Raw genomic sequence first — 19430 nt, 5'->3', positions numbered from 1 at the left:
ATGGAAAAAATTAAATCGTCAGAAATAGGAAAAATTATCAAAGATAATTTAAAGTATATATGTATCTCAGCTTTAGTATTTTTCCTAATTGGTTACTTTTACACAAGTTCTAAAACAAAAAATAATTACAATGCCAAGGCAGCAGTTCTTATTACAGAAAATAAGGGAGAAGATTTGACCTATAATAGCTTAATGTTAAATGAAAAATTAGCCAATATATATGGGGAAGTTTTAAATTCAGAAGATCTTTACCTGAATGTAGCTAAAAAAATGAATGATGAGGAGTCTGCTGATAAATTAAAAAATAATTTAGAAACAGAAATTAATGCACCAGCTGGAATTATAACTTTTGAATATAAGGATAAGGGAGAAAAACAAACAGCTCTTGCCTTAAATTTAATAATTAAAGAATTTAGAAAAGATATTAAGGAATATTTGGGAAAGGATAATATTGAAGTTTTACAAAATGTAAGTGTCAAAGATACATCTAGTAAAAAACCTATCTTGATAGGAATATTTTTAGGTCTAATGGCCCTAATTCTATCCCTCTTGTTTATAGTAACCAAGGAATTTCTTGCTGGGGAAATTAGGTCTTACCATTATTTTGATAAGGTAGAAGTTGATCTTTTAGGAGTTATTGATGAAAAATAATAAATTAACTTATGAAAAAATTGCAGTAAAGCTTTGTAATAAAAAAGAAAAAACTTTGGGTCTAATAAATTTAGGAACAAAAAATCAAAATCAAGGATTAGAAATTGCAAGATCTTGTGCAAGGATAAAAAATACCCTATACCTAGACTTTACAGACCTAGATAATTATAATTTTGATAAAAATATTGAAAAAATAATAGTTAGAGATGGTGACTTATCAATTTTAAATATAAGCATTGAAGATGATATGGCAAAAATTGTAAATTCATTAAAGTTTAAGGAAATGATGGAAAATATAAAAAATTCCTATGACTTAATTTTGATAAATGAAGAAAATTATGAATCACTTTCATTTATAATGACAAAATTTGAAGATGGGAAAATTGCCTTTGTAAAAGAAAATAAAAGTAAAAAAGAGAAATTTGAAAATAGCCTAGATGAGTACAAAAAATTATCATGCCCAATTGTGGGGGTGGTTTACAATATTTAAGAAAATATGCCTAAGCCTAGTGATTTTATTTTTATTTTCATCCTGTAAAGAAAAATCGAATCACCACTATCCTTTAGAAATAGGAGAAAGTATCCAAACTAAGGAAAAAAATCAAAAAAAAGAATTTCAAATTGACGGATACTACTTGGTAAAAAGAGATTGTTTTATGTACGAAAAGATAAATCCCTTAAAAAAGTGGGATAAGATAAAAAAGAAATCTAGCGTAAAAATTTTATCTATTGAGAATGAAAACTTTGTAAAAGTAGATTATTTTGGCAACCAAGCCTTTATGAAAAAAGAAGATTTGGATATAGATAGCTAGATTTTAACTAAAAATTAATAAAGTAAAAAAAATAAGATCTTTTAATCTTGATTTATTTCAAGATTAAAAGATTTTTTTATTTAAAAAAGTAAATAAAAGAAAAAATATTTTTTTAAAAAAATTATGAAAACATTTGACAAGACTATAAAAGCTGCTATAATTAAGTTAACGAAAGAAAAAGAAAAAAATAAAAAACAAACGAAGAAAGAAGGAAAATATGAAATTAGTTTTTATCGGTGCTGGTATGATGGCATCATCAATGAGTATGCCTGCAAATGAAAATGGTCATGAAATTAGACTTGTAGGATCTCCACTTGATGATGATATTATCAAAGAAGGAAAAGAAACTGCTTATCACAACACATTAAAAAGACAGTTAAACAAAAACACTAAATTTTATTATTTAAGTGAATTAGATGAGGCTTTGGAAGGGGCTGATGCTGTAATTTGTGGTGTATCATCTTTTGGTGTTGATTGGATGTTGGATGAAATTTATCCAAAAATTGATGAAAAACTTCCAATTATTTCAGTAACAAAGGGAATGGTTAATGATGAAGAAGGAAACTTATTAACTTATCCTGAATATTGGGAAATGAAATTAAAAGAAAAAGGAATTGAAAGAAAGATTTGTGCTGTTGGTGGTCCTTGTACTTCTTATGAACTTGCAGACCATGATGATTCACTAGTTTGCTATTGTGGAGAAGATATTGATACAGTAAATTTCTTTAAGGAAATTTTCGAAACAGATTATTATCATATATCAACTTCTACAGATGTAAGAGCAGTTGAGCTTTCAGTTGCTTTAAAAAATGCCTATGCTTTGGCAGTAACTTTGGCAGTTGGTCTAGCTGAAAAAAGAGAAGGTATAGGAGCTGTTCATTATAATTCTCAAGCAGCATTATTCACACAAGCTACAAAAGAAATGACAGGTCTTCTTGAATTTGTAAACGGAAATGACAACCAAATAGAACTTGGTGTTGGTGACTTATACGTAACAGTTTTTGGTGGAAGAACAAGGAAAATAGGAACTCTTTTAGGTCGTGGTCTTTCATTTGATGAGGCTATGGAAGAATTAAAGGGAGTTACCCTAGAATCTGTTGTAATTTCAAAAAGAATGGGTGAAGCTATAACAGTGCTTGATAAAAATGGAAAAATTGATAAGGAAGAATATCCACTATTAATGCACATTTACGACATAATAGAAAATGGTGCAGAAGTAAACATTCCTTGGAAAAAATTTAATACAGAAGATATAAAATAATGTTTACTGAGCAAAGAAGGATAGAAATTTTAACTTATCTTAGGGAAAAAAATGAGGTAAGTGTGGCTGATTTGGCAGGGAAATTTAATGTTTCTCTGCCAACAATCAGGTCAGATTTGACTTTTTTGGAAGAAAACAACAAACTTACTAGGACCCACGGTGGGGCAATTTTAAATAAAAAGATTGGTGAATACCAAACTATAAGTGAAAAAAAGATAATCAATACTGATAAAAAAACTATTATTGCCAAAAAAGCAATTGATCTTGTTGAAGAAAATGACACCATAGCTTTGGATTCAGGAACAACAAGTTTTGAGCTTTGTAAAAAACTAACAAGTTTTGATAAGCTAACTTTGATTATTAATGATTTTGCAATAGCAAATTTTTTGTCAGAAAATTCAACCTTTAAGCTTATATTCGTTGGTGGACTTATTGGAAGAGATATTAATTCAACAAATGGGCCCAAGGCTTTAAGCTTTTTGGATAATATAAATTGTGACAAGGCCTTTATATCTTGTGAATCTTTCGATTTGAAGAAAGGGTTTTCAACATTTGACGAAAACCAAGCAGCCTTTAAAAAAAGATTGATGGAAACATCAAAAACAAAAATTATGCTTTTGGATTCAAGCAAGTTTGATAAGGTATCATCATTTACATTTTCTAAAATCGAAGATTTTGATTATCTAATAAGCGATAAGGTAAGTGAAAATTATAGGAAAAAAATTGTAAAAACGACAAAAATTATTTAGTATTTGAAAGGTAAAATTATGGCTAAGGAAAATAATATTAATAATACTCGTGATAAATTTCAGAAATTTGGATCGTTTCTAAGTGGAATGGTAATTCCAAATATAGGAGCTTTTATTGCTTTTGGTCTTATTACTGCAATCTTTATTGATTCAGGATGGGCTCCTAACAAAAAAATAGCAGAACTTATTTCACCACTTTTAAACTACCTTCTACCAATCTTAATTGGTTATAGTGGTGGTGGACTTGTACATGGAAAAAGAGGGGCTGTAGCAGGAGCTATAGGAACTTTTGGTATAGTTGTTGGTGCAGATATACCAATGTTTTTGGGTGCTATGCTTGTAGGTCCATTTTCAGGATTAGTAATTAAAAAATTTGATGATTTAGTTAAAGATAAGGTTCCAAACGGATTTGAAATGATAGTTGATAATTTCTCACTAGGAATTCTTGGTGGAATTATTTGTGTCCTATCTTTCTTGTTTATAGAACCTGTTGTAGTATCAGTTACAAATGCAATGGCTGGTGGAATTGAATTTTTGATGAACAAAGGATTCTTACCACTTGTTTCATTATTAATAGAACCTGGTAGGGTATTATTTTTAAATAACGCAATTGACCACGGTATAATGGCACCACTTGGCCTAACCCAAGTTGCAAAAGTAGGTTATTCTCCATTATTTATGATAATAGGAAACCCAGGAATTGGTCTTGGAATCTTACTTGCTTATTGGAAATTTGGAAAAGGAAACATGAAAGAAGCAGCACCTGGTGCAATGATTATTCAATTTTTGGGTGGAATTCATGAAATATACTTCCCATATGTTTTATCAAACCCACTAACCTTAATTGCATGTATTGCAGGACAAGCAACAAACATTATTGTAATGCAACTTCTTCATTATGGAACAGTTTATACCCCATCACCTGCATCAATATTTTCAGTAATAGCGATGACACCTAAGGGAAAATATTTATCAATGTTAATTGTAGTATTATCAGCTACAGTTGTAACCTTCTTAGTTGCAAGTATTTTTGTAAAAAGATATTACAGAAATTATACCGGTGATGAGGAAGAAGTAAGTGAAAACTTAAATGAAAATGTAGGAAATGAAATTTCTTCAAAAGAAATAGAAAAAATTGTTGTAGCTTGTGATGCTGGAATGGGATCATCTGCAATGACAGCTTCATCATTGAAGAAAAGATTAAAAAATGAAGGATTTGACCTTGATGTAATCCACACATCAATCCAATCAATTCCTGATGATGCTGACCTTATAGTTGTCCACAAAGAATTAGCAGAAGCTGCTAAGAAAAAAGCACCAACTAAGACAAGAATTATAATATCATCTTATATAAATCCAAAAGAATTTGATGATGTAGTAAAATTATTAAATGAAAAAAGATCAGATTTAAAAACAAGTTTGGAAGTTTTACCAAATGATAATATTATAATTGATGATTCAATTACAACAAAAGAAGACGCTCTAATAAAAATTAACCAAAAATTTGTAGCTGGTGGCTATACAACAGAAAAATATTTAGATGGAATGAAGGAAAAAGAATCAGAATTCCATACAAATATGGGTAACGGACTTGCAATTCCTCATGGGTCTTATGACTATAAGTCAGAGATTTTAAATACTGGACTTGTTGTTATAGTAAATAAAAACGGAATTACTTGGAATGATGAAAAAGTATATCTTGTTATAGGAATAGCAGGAAAGGGCGACGAACACTTAGAAATCTTATCAAAAATTGCTACAGAATTTGATACTGAAGAAAAAGTAAAAGAAATTGTAGAATTAGGCGATAAAAATAAAATTAAAAAAGCACTAGAATAAAATTTTGGGCATATTTAATCAAAAAATTAAATATGCCCTTTTATTTTTGAAAAATTTTATTAGGAGTTTTTGGGTAAAAATAAGGTAGGATAAAAAATAAAGGAGGATTTATGTTAGATTTTACTTATAGTATTCCTACAAAAATACATTTTGGAAAAGATGCCTTAGATTTTGTAGGAGAAGAAGTTAAAAAATATTCATCTAAGGTTCTTTTGACCTATGGGGGAGGATCTATCAAAAAAAATGGTGTATATGACAAGGTTGTAAAAGAACTTAAAAATTCTGGAGTAGAAATTTTTGAACTTTCTGGGATTGAACCAAATCCTAGGATTGATTCTGTAAGAAAAGGGGTCAAAATAATTAAAGAAAATGATATTGGGGCAATTCTTGCAGTTGGTGGTGGATCTACTATTGATGCCTCAAAATTTATGGCAGCAGGAGCCCTCGCAGATTTTGATCCTTGGGAATTTATTTCTAAAGGAAAACCAATGAGCCCTGCAATCCCACTTTTGTCAGTTTTAACAATGGCTGCTACAGGATCTGAAATGGACAATGGGGGAGTTATTACAAATCCTGAAACAAAAGAAAAACTTTCATCAGGCCATCCTGATACTAGACCAAAAGTTTCATTTTTAAATCCAGAAATTACTTATACAGTTAGTAAATATCAAACGGCATGTGGTTCAAGCGATATCTTATCTCATATTTTTGAAAATTATTTCAACCAATATGGGTCAATGTATATGCTAGATAGGATGATGGAATCTTTAATGAAAACTGTAATAAAATATGGACCAATTGCCATGAAAGATCCAAATAATTATGAGGCAAGGACAAACTTGATGTGGGCATCTTCTTGGGCAATAAATGGATTTATTTCATCATCAAGCAAATCTCAGTGGACAGTTCATCCAATAGAGCATGAACTTTCAGCCTTTTATGATATAACTCATGGACTAGGACTTGCAATTTTAACACCAAGATGGATGGAATACGTATTAAATGAAACAACAGCCCATAAATTTTATGATTTGGGAGTAAATGTATTCGATATTGATAAAGATCTTGATCAAATAGAAGTAGCTAAGAAAACAATTGAAAAAGTTAAAGAATTTTTCTTTGATACATTGGGTCTTGATTCAAATCTTAAAGAAATTGGTATTGATGATAAATATTTTGACCAAATGAGCAAGAAGGCTTGTGGCAAAAAAGAAAAAATCGATGGCTTTATTGAACTTAGCCCAGCTGATGTAAGAAAAATTTATGAAATGTGCCTTGAAGATTAAAAAATTTGACAAAAGAAAAAATCCCTGCTAGAATAAGTATCAAGTTAGAAGAATAAAAAACCATAAAACGAGAAAAGTAGTTTAGTAGAGTTTTCAAAGAGAGTTCCGTAAGCTGAGATGGAATAAAACAAAGCAAAAACGAAAATGGACTCCGATGGGCTTGTTCGATATTTAGGACAAGACGGGATCTCCCGTTATAGAGATAGGATATGAATGTATCTGATGAGAGGCATAAAATATTATGCAATTAAGGTGGTAACGCGGAATTTTCGTCCTTATTATAATCATTTGATTATAGTAAGGACTTTTTTATTACAAAGATATCAACCAGATTTTAACTCAGGCCTAAAAATTTATATTTTTAAGGAGAAAAAAATGACAGTAAGAGCACCATACAAATACGATATTGTAGGATCTTTTTTAAGACCAGAAAGATTAAAAAAAGCTAGAGAAGATTTTTCTAAGGGATTAATTAAGGAAAATTGACCTTAAAAAAATTGAAGATGAAGAAATTGAAAAATTAATTGAAAAGGAAAAAAAGGCTGGTCTTAAATTTATAACAGACGGTGAATTTAGAAGAAGCTGGTGGCACTATGACTTTTTCTGGGGGCTAAACGGAATTGAAAAATATACTCTAGAAGAAGATAAGAGAATAAAATTTCATGGAGAAGTTTTAAGACCAGATTCAGTAAAAATTGTAGGTAAAATTTCAGGTACAAACCACCCATTTTTAGAACATTTTAAATATGTACAAAAATTTGAAGAAGATGACATAAAAGCAAAACAAACAATACCTGCTCCTGCCCAATTATTAAGAACAGTTTATAATCAAATTGGAGAAGGCGGGGTTTATGAAAATGAAGATGATTTTATAAAAGATGTGGCTAAGGCTTATGGAGAATTCTTCAAAGAACTTCATGATTTAGGTTGTGAGACTGTTCAAATTGATGATTGTACTTGGGGAGCCTTGGTTGATGATGATGCAATAAAAGAATATGAAAAAGACGGCAAAAACGTTGAAGAATTAAAGAAGACATATTTGACAATAAATAATGAGGCAATTGATAAGGCGCCAGAAGGATTAAATGTTTTAACCCATATTTGTAGGGGAAATTATAAATCAGCCTTCCACTTTAAGGGTGGCTATGATAAAATCGCAGATTATTTACTAAAAGATGAGCATGTAAATGGATTTTTCTTAGAATATGATGATAAAAGATCAGGATCTTTTGAGGCTTTAAAAAAAGTTCCAAAAGGAAAAAAAGTTGTCCTAGGCCTAGTTACAAGTAAGAAGGCAGATTTAGAGAAAAAAGAAGATTTGATAGCTAGAATCAATGAGGCTAAAAAATACCTAGATAAGGATCAAATAGCAATCTCCCCACAATGTGGTTTCTCTTCAACAGAAGAAGGAAATAAAATTACAGAAGAAGACCAATGGAAAAAAATTGCCCTAATAAAAGAAGTAGCAGAGGAAGTTTTGTAGAATAAGTTATTTATAAAATTAATAAAATATAGCTCAAGACTAATAAACTTACTTGTTTACAAATAATATAGTATTTTGCTAATTTCCGGGGGATATAATTTGATTATAAACATTTTTTTAATTACAATGATTGCTATAAATTGATATAAATTTACTTTACTAAGAAATTAAAATCAAGGAGAAATCCTTGATTTTTTTATGCCATAAAATTTATTATAATAAAAAAAGTTATAAATAATTATTTTATTTTTGAAAAATTGGTTTATAATAATAAGAATAAAAGTATATAAATTAGAAAGAGGGTTTGTCCTATGGATAAAATTATAAAAATAAATAGTGAGTTGAGCGATTTTTTGTGGGGGTATCCTATGATAGTTGCTCTTCTTTTTGGGGGACTTGTTTTAGTTTTCAGGTCGAATTTTTGGGTCTTTAAGAATTTTTCCTATATTTTTAAAAATACTTTTGGAAGACTTGTTAAGGATTCAAAATCGGATGAAAATTCAATTTCTCCTTTTGAGGCAGTTTCTACGGCTTTAGCAGGTACTATTGGGGCTGGAAATATTGTAGGAGTTGCAACAGCAATTGGTTTTGGTGGGCCTGGTGCTATTTTTTGGATGTGGATTGCAAGTTTTGTTTGCATGACTACAAAAATGGTAGAGGTAACTATGGCGGTTGCTACAAGAGTTTCGGATGATGATGGAAAATATATTGGTGGACCCATGTATTACATTGAAAAAGGAGCTGGATCAAAATTTTTGGCCAAGATTTTTTCATTTTTTGCCTTTATAGCAATTATAGGAACAGGAGCCTTGGTTCAATCAAATTCCATTTCTGAATCTTTAAATGCAATGACTGGTTTAAATCTTCATATTGGTGGAATTTTGATTGTGATTTTTATGCTCTTAGTTGTTGTTGGTGGTATAAAAAGAATTGGGGCTTTTGCATCAAAAATTGTTCCTATTATGTCTATTTTTTATATTATCGGTTGTATTTTAATTCTTATTTTACAAATTGAAAATTTACTTCCAGCTTTTAAGGAAATTATTGTTTGTGCTTTTTCTGGAAAATCTGTAGCAGGAGGGGCAACGGGTTCTGCCATTTTACTTTCTATAAGGTGGGGACTTGCGAGAGGAATTTTTTCAAATGAAGCAGGACTTGGTACAGCACCAATGGCCCATGCAACCAGCCACACCGACCATCCAATTAGGCAGGGAATGTGGGGAGCTATTGAAGTTTTTGTCTCTTCAATGATTATTTGTACAATGACTGCCCTTGTAATAATTACTAGTGGCTTGTATGAAACAAAGGGCCTTGAAGGAGCTGCCCTAACAGCAGCATCTTTTTCAAAAATTCTTCCTTTAGGAAAATATATAGTTTCTCTTGCCTTAATTTTATTTGCCTTTACAACTGCAGTTTCCTGGTGTTATTATGGGCAAAGATGTGTAAAATATTTGACAGGATCAACAAAGATTGCTGAAATTTTTAAGTATGCTTATATTGGTTTTTGCTATGTAGGATCAATTGGTGGCTTAAAATTTGCCTGGTCTGTGGCTGATACTGCGAATGCTCTTATGGTAATTCCAAATATAATTGCCCTTATAATAATGAGTGGAACATTTAGAAAAATTTTAAAAGATTTTGACGAGTATAAGATTTCTGAAAAAAGAGGAAATTATGCTTGGACCTACGATAATAAATGGGAAAAATATTTTGAGTAAAAAAAATGACTTTTGCAAAAGCAAAAGTCATTTTTTAATTATTTATTTAATTGTTCAAGCAAAAAATCTGGATCAATTCCGTGTACCATGCAAGCTTCATCAAGTGTTTCATATAATGATGAAGGACAAGCAATACAACCCATTCCGATTGAAAGGAAAGTATTAATTGATTCTGGTTTTGTTTGAATTATATCACCGATTAACATATCATGTGTAATTTCTACTTTTTCTTTTTTTCTATCTTCTAAAGCCATAAAACCCTCCTTATTTCTATGATTTATTTTACTATAAGATATGGTAAAAATCAAAGTAATTTACTAGGAATTGGGGTACAATTATTGTGGTGATATTATGAGTGAAAAAAATTTAGAAAAAATTATGTCTTTAAGAAAAAAATTAGAAGAATTGGACCAAGATTTAATAAAGATTAAAAGTAAAAATTCATTTTTGAAATTTTTCCTAAAATCCCTAGTCCTTGCTCTGATTTTTTTATTTATAGGCAGATATACAAATTTAAAGAATGAATCAAAAATCATGGTTTTTGTTGGAGTTTTTGTTCTTTCTAATATTTTACAAACAATTTTTACATCCAAAAAACAAAAAGAAGAGATTGAAAAAATAAATAAAGAACAAATTAAAATTCAAGCTGAAATTTTTAGCCTTGTAAAGGATTCAAATAATTGAAATAATCTATAAATTAAGTATAGTATTAGCAGTCGAAGACTTAAAGTGCTAAGGAGGATTTATGAAAAAAGAATTTAAAGCAGAAGCCAAAAAAGTCATGGATTTGATGATAAATTCAATCTATACAAACAAGGATATTTTTCTTAGAGAATTAATATCAAACGGCTCAGATGCTATTGATAAATTATATTATAAAGATTTAAAATCAGATAAAAATGTTGACAAGAAGGATTATTATATAGAAATTATCCCAAATAAGGAAAAAAGATCTTTAACAATTAGGGATACAGGAATTGGAATGGATGAAAAAGATTTGGAAGAAAATCTTGGAACTATTGCAAAATCTGGTACTGAAATCTTCAAAAAAGATATTCAAGGTGAAGATTTAAATAACCTTATTGGTCAATTTGGAGTTGGATTTTATTCTGCCTTTATGGTAAGCGATAAGATTGTTGTAAATAGTAAAAAAGATGACCAAGCTTATAAGTGGATAAGTGAAAATGCCCAAGGCTATGAGATAGAAAAATCCGATAAAAAATCTCAAGGAACAGATATTACCCTATTTTTAAAGGAAAATTCTGATGATGAAAATTATGATATCTACCTTGATCAATACAAGATAAAAGAGCTTATTAGAAAATATTCAAATTACATCAGATATCCTATAAAAATGGAAGTTACAAAATCAAGAAAAACAAAAGATTCTACAGACGAAGATCCAAAATATGAAGATTACAGTGAAGTAGAAGTTTTAAATTCTGAAATTCCAATTTGGAAAAAATCAAAAAAAGACTTAACCGATGATGATTATATAAATTTCTATAAGGACCAAGGATACGGATTTGATGATCCACTTTCATGGCTTCATTTAAATATTGAAGGAACTGTTGAATTTAGGGCAATAATTTATATACCAAGAAAAGCACCTTTTGATTTTTATTCCAAAGATTATCAAAAAGGCTTAGAACTTTATTCATCGGGTGTAAAAATAAAAGACAGACACGAGGACTTATTAGATGATGAATTTGCCTTTGCCAAGGGAGTTGTGGAAAGTGATGATATTTCCTTAAATATTTCTAGAGAAACTCTTCAAGAAACTAGGGAATTAAGGTTTATTGCCAAACAAATTAACAACAAAATAAAATCCCATCTTTTAGATATGATGAAAAATGATAGGGAAAAATACCAAATATTTTTCAAAGAATTTGGAAACAATATTAAAGGAGCGATCTATGAATCTTATGGGGCAAAAAAGGACAGGCTAGAAGATCTTTTATTGTTTAATTCTTATAGAGAAGATAAGCTAATTTCTTTGAAAGAATACAAGGATAAGATGAAATCTACTGATGAAAATATCCTTTATACAGTTGGAGAAAATCTAGAAAAAATTAAAAATTCCCCAGCCCTAAAATCTGTGGATGATGATAAGGACGTTTTACTTCTTGACCAAAAACTAGATGAATTTTTAATAAAAATGCTAAATTCATACAAGGATATTTCATTTAAATCAATAAACGAAGTTGATGAAAATGAAGAAGTAAATGAAGAAAATAAGGATCTTATTGAAAAAATAAAAGAAATTTTACCAGAAGAAGTTGTTGATGTAAAAATTTCCCAAAACTTATCAGATGATGTAATTTCAATGATAAAACAAAAGGGAGATGTTTCAATTGAGATGGAAAAAACATTGAAAGACCAAGTAAATGCTCCTCATTTAAAGGCCCAAAAGGTATTAGAAATTAACAAAAACTCCAAGGCCTATGAACTTTTGGAAAAAGATTTAAAAGAAAATTCAGATGAATTTAAAATGGTAGTAAATATATTGTTTGACCAAGCAAAACTCATTGAGGGACTAGAGATAGAAAATCCTCTTGAATATGCAAAAAATATTTGGAAATTAATTTAGGAGAAAAAATGACAGAGTACAAAAGAAAAAATGTCTGGGAAAATTTATCCTCTGACCAAGAAAAAGAATTGGAAAGCCTATCAAAAGATTATATGGATTTTCTAGATAAGGCAAAAACAGAAAGGCTTGCTGCAAAAGAGATTGTAAAATATGCAAAAGAGGCAGGTTATGTTGACCTAGATGAAAAAATAAAATCTGGAAAAATAAATCCTGGTGATAAAATCTATGCAGTCAATAAAAACAAAGCTGTAGTTATGTTTCACATAGGAGAAGAAGACTTGGAAAAGGGACTTGCAATTGTTGGAGGCCATATCGATTCACCAAGACTTGACTTAAAACCTGTACCATTAATGGAAGAAAATGGAATCGGATATTTAAAAACTCACTATTATGGGGGAGTGAAAAAATATAATTGGACAAATATGCCTCTTGCCCTTCACGGAGTAGTTTTTACAAAAAATGGAGATAAGGTAGAAATTTCTCTTGGAGATAAGGAAGATGAGCCAGTATTTTATATATCCGAACTTTTAATCCACCTATCCAAAAAATTAATGACAAAACCTGCTGAAGAAGTTGTAACAGGTGAACAACTATCAATAATTGTAGGAAATAGACCACTTTTGGATGAAAAAGAAAATCCTGTAAAGAAAAATATTTTAAAAATATTAAATGAAAAATACGGCATCGAAGAAGAAGACTTTATAACAGCTGAACTTGAAGTAGTTCCCGCAGGAAAAGCAAGAGAAGTTGGTTTTGATAGGTCAATGATTGCCTCTCATGGCCACGACGATAGGGTTTGCTCATACGCAGCTTTGAGAGCCCTTCTTGACATAGATAAAACTAAAAAAACTTTGGTAGGATTATTTGTTGACAAGGAAGAAATTGGATCAGTAGGTGCTACTGGTATGACTTCACAATTTTTTGAAAACACCCTACTAGAAATAATGAATTTAAAAGAAGAATTTGATTTAATCAAATTTAAAAGAGCTTTGAGAAATTCAAAAGTTTTATCAGCTGACGTAACCTTAGCAGAAGATCCAAACTTTAAAGATGCAACAGAAAGTCAAAATTCAGCTCAAATTTCTCATGGAGTTGCCCTTACAAAATACACAGGTTCCGGTGGAAAAGGTGGATCAAATGATGCTGATGCAGAATATTTATCAGAAGTTAGACTTGCCTTTAATAAAGATGGAGTAATTTTCCAAACAGGAGAGCTTGGAAAAGTTGACCAAGGTGGTGGAGGAACAATAGCCTATATTCTTGCAGAATATGGAATGGATGTAGTTGATTGTGGAACACCAGTAATTTCCATGCATGCCCCAATAGAATTAATTTCAAAAGCAGATTTTTACTCTACATTTACAGCTTACAGGGCCTTTTATAAAAATATTTGACAAGAAATTTAATCTAGCGTATAATATTATGCTAATTTGACTTATCCACAATTTCATAGTATAATAAGTACAAATGCATGGAAGGTGGGTATATGGAATATAAATCAGTTAATGAAATAAGAACAGAAGTTGAAAAAAACGTAGGAAAAGAAGTAACACTAAAGGCTGATAAAGGAAGAAAAAGAATTGTAACCAAAAGCGGTGTAATTTTAGATGCTTTCCCAAGTGTATTTACAATAAAAGTAAATAATGCTTTTGATACAGAAAGAACTGTATCTTATAGTTACTCAGATGTCTTAACATCTACAGTAAAATTACAAATTAAAAATTAATTATAGATTAATTAAAAAATCATCCTTGAAATAAAGGATGATTTTTTTGTATAAAATTATTTAAGTTTTTTTTCAGAATTAAAAACATTTTTTCTGTTGTGATCTAGCTTTAAGAAATTTTCATAAAGAACTTCTAAATCTATTATTATTTTTTTCATCTTAGCTGAAATATCTTCTATATCAGAGCTAGAATGTAAGTTGATTGGTAAGGATTTTATTTTTTTAATAGATAGGACATTGGTATTTATTGACCTTATTAATTTTTTTGATGATAAAAAAGCAAGTATATAAAAAGGGTCAATTTTATTTTTATCAACTTTCAAGATAAAACAGTTATCATTTACCAGATATTTTTCGTCCCTATCGACAATTGATGCTGAGTAGGGGGAGTTTTTGGTGATTATAATATCGCCTTTTTCGGCATAGTTATAAGATTTTTCCTTATCTTCATCTATTAATTCGTAAACAAGACAATTTCTATGATCAACAAAGCCCTTGTTAATATTGGAATTAGATAAATATTTTACTCCTTTTTTGGAATTTGAATTATTTACCCAATCATCATTAAGCTCAACAGTAGGATATCCCCTTTTAATAGATAATAAAAAATCAGAAAGTTTGAGTGATTTTTTGATTTTAGCATTCTCATTTAATGATAGTGTTAGGGGATTATCCTTTAAATTTTTCTTTTCAATAATTTCTTTAAGAAATAGATTGCACTTATCATCATAATACTCATATTCTATTTGATCAGATTTTTTTCCTATAGATATTAAAATATTATCATTATTAAAATTAATAAGCCTATAAAGATCCTTATTAAACAATTTTTCTTTTAAATTTTTAAAGTACAAACTATTAAAATCCTCATAAGAAAGCAATAAATTTATAAAAGAAAATATATTTTCATCTAGTATTTTTTCAACAGCCTTGTAATTTATCTCGTTAATTTTGGAAAAAAAGTTAGGGAATTTTAAATCTTTAACATCTTCCTTATAATAAATATTACCCTGTAAATTTAGAGCTTTTTTAAATAAGAATAGGAATATATAGGTATCAAAATCTTTTGTTAAAAAATATGAATTTTCCATTTCTTTAACTTTAAATAAATTTATTATATAGGAAAGATTTTGACTAAGCTTAATAAGCATCCCATCCTCAGCCAAATCTTTATAAAATTTTTCTATGTATTCATTCCACATAGATTCATCTGAATAAATAAAAGGAAAATTTTTTATAAGTTCATAGATAAAGTCTTTTGAAAAAGATTTTTTGATATTTTCTATCAAATCCTTATAAGATATTTTGATTTTATCTAGATAAGATTTTATATCATTAGGAAAATCATCATAATCTTCAAGGCAAATATAAAAAATTGCCATTAAATCTGCTTTGTTTTTAATAAATTTCAAATCTACTATATCTTGGCTATATTTTTCTAAATAAGCTATCAAAAATTCAGGATAAGAATTGTAATCTAAATTTTTTAAGAAAATATGGATAATATCTCTTTGATATTTATTTAAAACTGTACCAAAACTTGAAGGTTTATCAACAATCTTTGCTCTATAAAGATTTGGAAAATCTTTTTTATTTACAAACTTATCAAAAGAATATTTAACAAGATCATAAATTAACTCCATAACTATAAATTTAGGATTTTCAATCTCTAAGAGTTCAAGCTCCCTTTCAAGGGCTAGGAGTTGGTATCTAAGAAAATTATCCCTATCTTCCTTGCTTAAAGAATATAAATATAGGAAAACTTCATCAGAAGTTTTTGTAGCATAACCATTTGGTATTTTTGAATTTGGAGCAACTTTGAAAAAATCTGTAATATATGCTCCTTCCAAAACGGTATTTGAATATAATTTGTTAAGTCTTGTATAAGGAGTATTATTGTATTTTCCATCATCTAAGGAATGAAAACTACAAAAAGCTGGCATATCAGAAGTGAAAATTTCATCATTGGTTAGAAAATCATTATCAATATCTTTAAAATTTTTCTTATCAAGCCTAATATTCATAGCTAAATATATAAAATCACTATTCAGTCTCTCATCTCTAAATTCTTTATTATCTAATTTTTTAGGAAGTCCATTTTTTTGAATTGAATTATCCCAAATCATAAATGAACCAAAATAAGCAAATTCCTTTTTTAATAAATCATATTTCATAAAATCACCTAAAATACTTATACTCTATAAACTTATTTTACATTAAATCGATATATTTTTAAAAGTATTTAAATACTTTTGAAATTTTAAGAAAATTACTAATAGACTAATATTTTTTGAGATAAAAATATTTTGGTTTTATAATACTGAGTATTTAATATATTAATGTGTTAAGTTTAATATATAGAATATAAAAAAGGAAGTGATATAAATTTATTAGAGAAAAATTGTTGTAGTAGGTCTTGGAAATTAAAAAAAGAGAGGTGGAAAAAATGGCAGAATTTGAAAAAGGCGACAAAGTAATGTTAACTGAAGATTTAAATTGGAGTATTAGTAAAGGTGAAGTTGGAATAGTGATAGATTGGGACTTTTTTGATTTTACAAAGGTAAAATTTGATAATGGAGAAGAAGTATTAGTTGATAATAGAAAATTAATGAAAGTCTGAAAAATTATTATATGTATCTTACTGATATTTTCATATAAATTTATGAAATTAAAATAAACAAAAAAAGAGCAAGTAATTCTTGCTCTTTTTTTATATAAATTTTAATTATTTATTTGATCCAGCGTCTGAAGCAGGTGTGCTTGCATCGTTTGATGAAGGTGTGCTTGCTGCGTTTGAATCTGTTGTACTAGCGTTTGAATCAGCTTTTTCTGTTGTTGTAGTAGAAGCAGGTGTGCTTGCTGCGTTTGAGTTTGATGTTGTTTCAGCTTTATTTCCACATCCAACTAATGCTAGAGATAGTGCTAATACTGGTAATACTTTTTTAATTTTCATTGTTTAATCCCCCTGTTTAAAAAAATATACTTACTATCATTCCCGATAGTATTTATAATATACCAGATTTGAAGAAAAATTCAAATAATTATGTTAAAAATATTTTTTATTTATAACAAATAAATTTTTTAAATTTCTAGATTAACCCAATCACCTTTTCTAAACCTGGTCCATAAACCTACAAATCTTGATATTTGATCTGCCATTATTCCCATCCAAATTCCTTGGATTCCAAGATTAAGGACGTGGACAAAAAATAAGGTTGCAGCAGATCTTATAAAGGTAATTGAAATTAAACTTACAGCTAGGGTATATTTTACATCTCCAGCAGCCCTCAAGGCTCCTCCAAAAATTATTTGAGATATTTGGAAAATTACTATAAAAGTTAAATAAAAAGTAATTATTGATCCCATAGCAATGATATTTTCGTCATCAAAAAACATCCTAAAGATATTTTTTCTAAATAAGACCAATATTATTGAAATTATTATAGAAATTGAAAGTCCAATTTCTTGGCAAGTTTTTCCGTATTTTATTGCCTCATCTTTTTTTCTAGCTCCAAGGGCCTTTCCTGTAAGGGCAACTGCTGCAACTTGCATTCCATCTCCAAAAGAAAAGGAAAGGGATAATAAATTCATTCCTACATTGTGGGCTGCAAATTGGTCTGTACCAAGTTTGGCAGCAGTGATAGCAGTAACCAAAAATCCTATTCTTGCAGCTATATTTTCTACAAAAATATTTGATCCTAGGGCTAAAATTTCTTTAAAAATAAAATTTGAAAAACCTAGGGTGTATTTTTTGATAAGCTTGTAGGACATATATGAGGACTTTCTAAATAAGGAAGAAAAACTCATAATAGCAGCAACTATGGTTCCAAGAACAGTTGCTAGACCAGCTCCAGCAACTCCAAGTTTTGGAAAACCCAAATTACCATTTATAAGTAAATAATTGAAAAATATATTTACTAGAGATGAAACCAAATTTGTTGTAAAGGCAATTTGTGTATTTCCACTTCCCCTTTGACCAGCATTAATTGTCATGGAAATGACATTAAATATTAATCCACCCATTATTATCCTAAAATATGAAACTCCCAAATCATGAGTGTCAGGAGATGATCCGGAAAGTTTTAGAATTTGTGGGGTAAAAATTACAAAGATTGATGAAATCAATATACAAAGTAACAAGGCAACAATCATGGCTGTTACCATAGTTTGGTTGGCCATTTTTTTATCTTCTTCGCCCCTTCTTCTTGCAACAAGGGCTGATACTGAAACAGAAATTGCAATGAAAAATGAAAGGGCTATAAATTTTGGTTGAGTTGTAAGTCCTATGGCTGCAACTGCATTTGATCCAATAGATGAAACCATAAAGGTATCAATAAGACCTGCCAAGGCTATAAAGAAAGATTCTAAAACCGAAGGCCAGGCTATCTGCAAGGCTCTTTTCCAATATTTATTTTTTATCAAACTACCACCTTACTTTCTAAATTTTTAAAAATTTCAAATATATTAATATCACTTGCCTGATCATCCAATTTTATTTGATAATTAAGGACTTTTGATATCATGTCCCTGGTTTTTTTGATGCTTAGTTTAAGATCCTTATTTTCTAAAAAATATGCTAAGAAAATTGAATCAAATAAGTCACCACTTCCCCCAAAAGACTTGTCCAAATAAATATATTCTTCCTCTATGTATTCTTTATCTTTTGCTAAAATAAAGTGTTTATTATTATCTTCAACGCTTGTTATTATAAGATTTTTATCTCTTTTTTCAAAAAAATCTACTATGGGGTGGGGGCTAGTGAATTTGTTGTCAGTTAGAAGATTTGCCTCGGTAAGGTTTGGGATAATAATTTTGGCAAAGTCTGTCATATATTTATAAATTTCTACAATGCCTTTATCAAGACTGTTATAAATTTTTCCTGAATCTCCCATAATTGGATCTAAAACCATAAAAAGGTCATTTTCTTTTACAAAATCACAAATTATTTTTGCCTGCTTTAAATTTAAGACAAAACCTACGAGAACTGCCTTATATTTTCTATTTTGTTTTTTATAGACCTCAAGAGTGTTTTTTAAATATTTGCTAGAATCAAAAATCTCGATTGGACTTTGAGAAAATTGATTGGAAATTAAGGCTGAAGGTAGAAAATCAACATCATAAGAATAAAAATTTAAAACATCCCTGCAAAGACTTCCTCCCATATAACCACTTGAAAGAAAGTCACCAATAAGTAATATTCTTTCTGTATTTTTGCTTTTTTTCATATTGCTCCTTTAAAATAAAACATACTTACCCATTATTATAGGACTATTATAATTTTATTGGTAAAAATAAGCAAATTAGAATAAAATAAG

Annotated in this window: 19 protein-coding genes and 1 other annotated feature; of the genes, 14 read left to right on the top strand and 5 right to left on the bottom strand. The window is 29.1% G+C overall.

Annotation, left to right across the window (positions count from 1 at the left end):
- From CJ192_RS05615 to CJ192_RS05575, 9 genes are all read left to right on the top strand, one after another.
- Positions 1-651 (top strand): YveK family protein, encoded by a 651-nt coding sequence (locus CJ192_RS05615; protein ID WP_102198062.1) that lies wholly within the window; start codon positions 1-3, stop codon positions 649-651.
- On the top strand, positions 641-1141 hold the full coding sequence (locus CJ192_RS05610) for a P-loop NTPase family protein (RefSeq protein WP_102198061.1): 501 nt from the start codon (positions 641-643) through the stop codon (positions 1139-1141). Before CJ192_RS05615 ends, CJ192_RS05610 begins: the two co-directional genes overlap by 11 nt.
- 166 nt (positions 1142-1307) lie before the next feature.
- Positions 1308-1463, top strand: a complete 156-nt coding sequence (locus CJ192_RS09470; RefSeq protein WP_244897287.1) for a hypothetical protein — start codon at positions 1308-1310, stop codon at positions 1461-1463.
- Between the two features lie 217 nt (positions 1464-1680).
- The gene (locus CJ192_RS05600) at positions 1681-2724 is read left to right on the top strand and encodes a glycerol-3-phosphate dehydrogenase (protein WP_102198060.1); all 1044 of its coding nucleotides are present in this window, start codon (positions 1681-1683) and stop codon (positions 2722-2724) included.
- Positions 2724-3473 carry a DeoR/GlpR family DNA-binding transcription regulator gene (locus tag CJ192_RS05595; protein WP_102198059.1) on the top strand — a complete coding sequence of 250 codons (750 nt, stop codon included), beginning with the start codon at positions 2724-2726 and terminating at the stop codon, positions 3471-3473. The genes CJ192_RS05600 and CJ192_RS05595 overlap by 1 nt, the downstream gene beginning before the upstream one ends.
- A gap of 18 nt (positions 3474-3491) precedes the next feature.
- Positions 3492-5312, top strand: coding sequence for a PTS mannitol transporter subunit IICBA (locus CJ192_RS05590; RefSeq protein ID WP_102198058.1), 1821 nt, complete (start codon positions 3492-3494; stop codon positions 5310-5312).
- A 110-nt stretch (positions 5313-5422) separates the two neighbouring features.
- The gene (locus CJ192_RS05585; protein ID WP_102198057.1) at positions 5423-6598 is read left to right on the top strand and encodes an iron-containing alcohol dehydrogenase; all 1176 of its coding nucleotides are present in this window, start codon (positions 5423-5425) and stop codon (positions 6596-6598) included.
- 54 nt (positions 6599-6652) lie between these two features.
- Positions 6653-6878: a binding site (T-box leader), on the top strand.
- Between the two features lie 201 nt (positions 6879-7079).
- A complete protein-coding gene (locus tag CJ192_RS05580) occupies positions 7080-8081 on the top strand; it encodes a 5-methyltetrahydropteroyltriglutamate--homocysteine S-methyltransferase (protein ID WP_342352381.1) in 1002 nt (333 codons plus the stop codon).
- A gap of 311 nt (positions 8082-8392) precedes the next feature.
- Complete coding sequence (locus CJ192_RS05575) at positions 8393-9799, top strand: alanine/glycine:cation symporter family protein (protein ID WP_102198056.1); 1407 nt, start codon at positions 8393-8395, stop codon at positions 9797-9799.
- Between the two features lie 38 nt (positions 9800-9837).
- Here CJ192_RS05575 and CJ192_RS05570 read toward each other — a convergent pair whose 3' ends face one another.
- Complete coding sequence (locus CJ192_RS05570; protein ID WP_102198055.1) at positions 9838-10053, bottom strand: DUF1858 domain-containing protein; 216 nt, start codon at positions 10051-10053, stop codon at positions 9838-9840.
- A 97-nt stretch (positions 10054-10150) separates the two neighbouring features.
- Here CJ192_RS05570 and CJ192_RS05565 point away from each other — a divergent pair, with 97 nt between their 5' ends.
- From CJ192_RS05565 to CJ192_RS05550, 4 genes are all read left to right on the top strand, one after another.
- Positions 10151-10483: a hypothetical protein gene (locus tag CJ192_RS05565; RefSeq protein ID WP_004817948.1), complete on the top strand. Its 333-nt coding sequence runs from the start codon at positions 10151-10153 to the stop codon at positions 10481-10483.
- 61 nt (positions 10484-10544) lie between these two features.
- Positions 10545-12389, top strand: a complete 1845-nt coding sequence (htpG, locus tag CJ192_RS05560; RefSeq protein WP_102198054.1) for a molecular chaperone HtpG — start codon at positions 10545-10547, stop codon at positions 12387-12389.
- Between the two features lie 8 nt (positions 12390-12397).
- Positions 12398-13783 carry an aminopeptidase gene (locus CJ192_RS05555; protein WP_102198053.1) on the top strand — a complete coding sequence of 462 codons (1386 nt, stop codon included), beginning with the start codon at positions 12398-12400 and terminating at the stop codon, positions 13781-13783.
- A 92-nt stretch (positions 13784-13875) separates the two neighbouring features.
- Positions 13876-14115, top strand: coding sequence for a Veg family protein (locus tag CJ192_RS05550; RefSeq protein WP_037376783.1), 240 nt, complete (start codon positions 13876-13878; stop codon positions 14113-14115).
- Positions 14116-14171: 56 nt separating this feature from the next.
- On the opposite strand, the gene CJ192_RS05545 is transcribed toward CJ192_RS05550, so the two are convergent.
- Positions 14172-16289: a hypothetical protein gene (locus tag CJ192_RS05545; RefSeq protein WP_102198052.1), complete on the bottom strand. Its 2118-nt coding sequence runs from the start codon at positions 16287-16289 to the stop codon at positions 14172-14174.
- Between the two features lie 272 nt (positions 16290-16561).
- Here CJ192_RS05545 and CJ192_RS09310 point away from each other — a divergent pair, with 272 nt between their 5' ends.
- On the top strand, positions 16562-16735 hold the full coding sequence (locus CJ192_RS09310) for a hypothetical protein (RefSeq protein WP_004817767.1): 174 nt from the start codon (positions 16562-16564) through the stop codon (positions 16733-16735).
- Between the two features lie 105 nt (positions 16736-16840).
- Here CJ192_RS09310 and CJ192_RS05540 read toward each other — a convergent pair whose 3' ends face one another.
- The 3 genes from CJ192_RS05540 to CJ192_RS05530 all read right to left on the bottom strand — a co-directional run bounded on the left by CJ192_RS05540 (position 16841) and on the right by CJ192_RS05530 (position 19340).
- The gene (locus tag CJ192_RS05540; RefSeq protein ID WP_102198051.1) at positions 16841-17068 is read right to left on the bottom strand and encodes a hypothetical protein; all 228 of its coding nucleotides are present in this window, start codon (positions 17066-17068) and stop codon (positions 16841-16843) included.
- A gap of 128 nt (positions 17069-17196) precedes the next feature.
- The gene (locus tag CJ192_RS05535; RefSeq protein ID WP_102198050.1) at positions 17197-18537 is read right to left on the bottom strand and encodes an MATE family efflux transporter; all 1341 of its coding nucleotides are present in this window, start codon (positions 18535-18537) and stop codon (positions 17197-17199) included.
- On the bottom strand, positions 18534-19340 hold the full coding sequence (locus tag CJ192_RS05530) for a bifunctional hydroxymethylpyrimidine kinase/phosphomethylpyrimidine kinase (protein ID WP_102198049.1): 807 nt from the start codon (positions 19338-19340) through the stop codon (positions 18534-18536). Before CJ192_RS05530 ends, CJ192_RS05535 begins: the two co-directional genes overlap by 4 nt.
- Positions 19341-19430 lie beyond the last annotated feature (90 nt).

It is taken from the genome of Anaerococcus hydrogenalis (assembly GCF_002871895.1).
Lineage (GTDB): Bacteria > Bacillota > Clostridia > Tissierellales > Peptoniphilaceae > Anaerococcus > Anaerococcus hydrogenalis.
Note: the sequence above shows the minus strand (reverse complement) of the source record. Positions and strands in the feature narration are given on the sequence as shown.

Excerpts from the sequence above, each read along its gene's own strand:
- CJ192_RS05550 (WP_037376783.1), top strand. The coding sequence starts at position 13,876 with ATGGAATATAAATCAGTTAATGAAATAAGAACAGAAGTTGAAAAAAAC.
- CJ192_RS05615 (WP_102198062.1), top strand. The coding sequence starts at position 1 with ATGGAAAAAATTAAATCGTCAGAAATAGGAAAAATTATCAAAGATAAT.
- CJ192_RS05575 (WP_102198056.1), top strand. The coding sequence starts at position 8,393 with ATGGATAAAATTATAAAAATAAATAGTGAGTTGAGCGATTTTTTGTGG.
- CJ192_RS05585 (WP_102198057.1), top strand. The coding sequence starts at position 5,423 with ATGTTAGATTTTACTTATAGTATTCCTACAAAAATACATTTTGGAAAA.
- CJ192_RS09470 (WP_244897287.1), top strand. The coding sequence starts at position 1,308 with ATGTACGAAAAGATAAATCCCTTAAAAAAGTGGGATAAGATAAAAAAG.
- CJ192_RS09310 (WP_004817767.1), top strand. The coding sequence starts at position 16,562 with ATGGCAGAATTTGAAAAAGGCGACAAAGTAATGTTAACTGAAGATTTA.
- CJ192_RS05545 (WP_102198052.1), bottom strand. The coding sequence starts at position 16,289 with ATGAAATATGATTTATTAAAAAAGGAATTTGCTTATTTTGGTTCATTT.
- CJ192_RS05555 (WP_102198053.1), top strand. The coding sequence starts at position 12,398 with ATGACAGAGTACAAAAGAAAAAATGTCTGGGAAAATTTATCCTCTGAC.
- CJ192_RS05595 (WP_102198059.1), top strand. The coding sequence starts at position 2,724 with ATGTTTACTGAGCAAAGAAGGATAGAAATTTTAACTTATCTTAGGGAA.
- CJ192_RS05540 (WP_102198051.1), bottom strand. The coding sequence starts at position 17,068 with ATGAAAATTAAAAAAGTATTACCAGTATTAGCACTATCTCTAGCATTA.
- CJ192_RS05590 (WP_102198058.1), top strand. The coding sequence starts at position 3,492 with ATGGCTAAGGAAAATAATATTAATAATACTCGTGATAAATTTCAGAAA.
- CJ192_RS05570 (WP_102198055.1), bottom strand. The coding sequence starts at position 10,053 with ATGGCTTTAGAAGATAGAAAAAAAGAAAAAGTAGAAATTACACATGAT.
- CJ192_RS05530 (WP_102198049.1), bottom strand. The coding sequence starts at position 19,340 with ATGAAAAAAAGCAAAAATACAGAAAGAATATTACTTATTGGTGACTTT.
- htpG (WP_102198054.1), top strand. The coding sequence starts at position 10,545 with ATGAAAAAAGAATTTAAAGCAGAAGCCAAAAAAGTCATGGATTTGATG.
- CJ192_RS05600 (WP_102198060.1), top strand. The coding sequence starts at position 1,681 with ATGAAATTAGTTTTTATCGGTGCTGGTATGATGGCATCATCAATGAGT.
- CJ192_RS05610 (WP_102198061.1), top strand. The coding sequence starts at position 641 with ATGAAAAATAATAAATTAACTTATGAAAAAATTGCAGTAAAGCTTTGT.
- CJ192_RS05565 (WP_004817948.1), top strand. The coding sequence starts at position 10,151 with ATGAGTGAAAAAAATTTAGAAAAAATTATGTCTTTAAGAAAAAAATTA.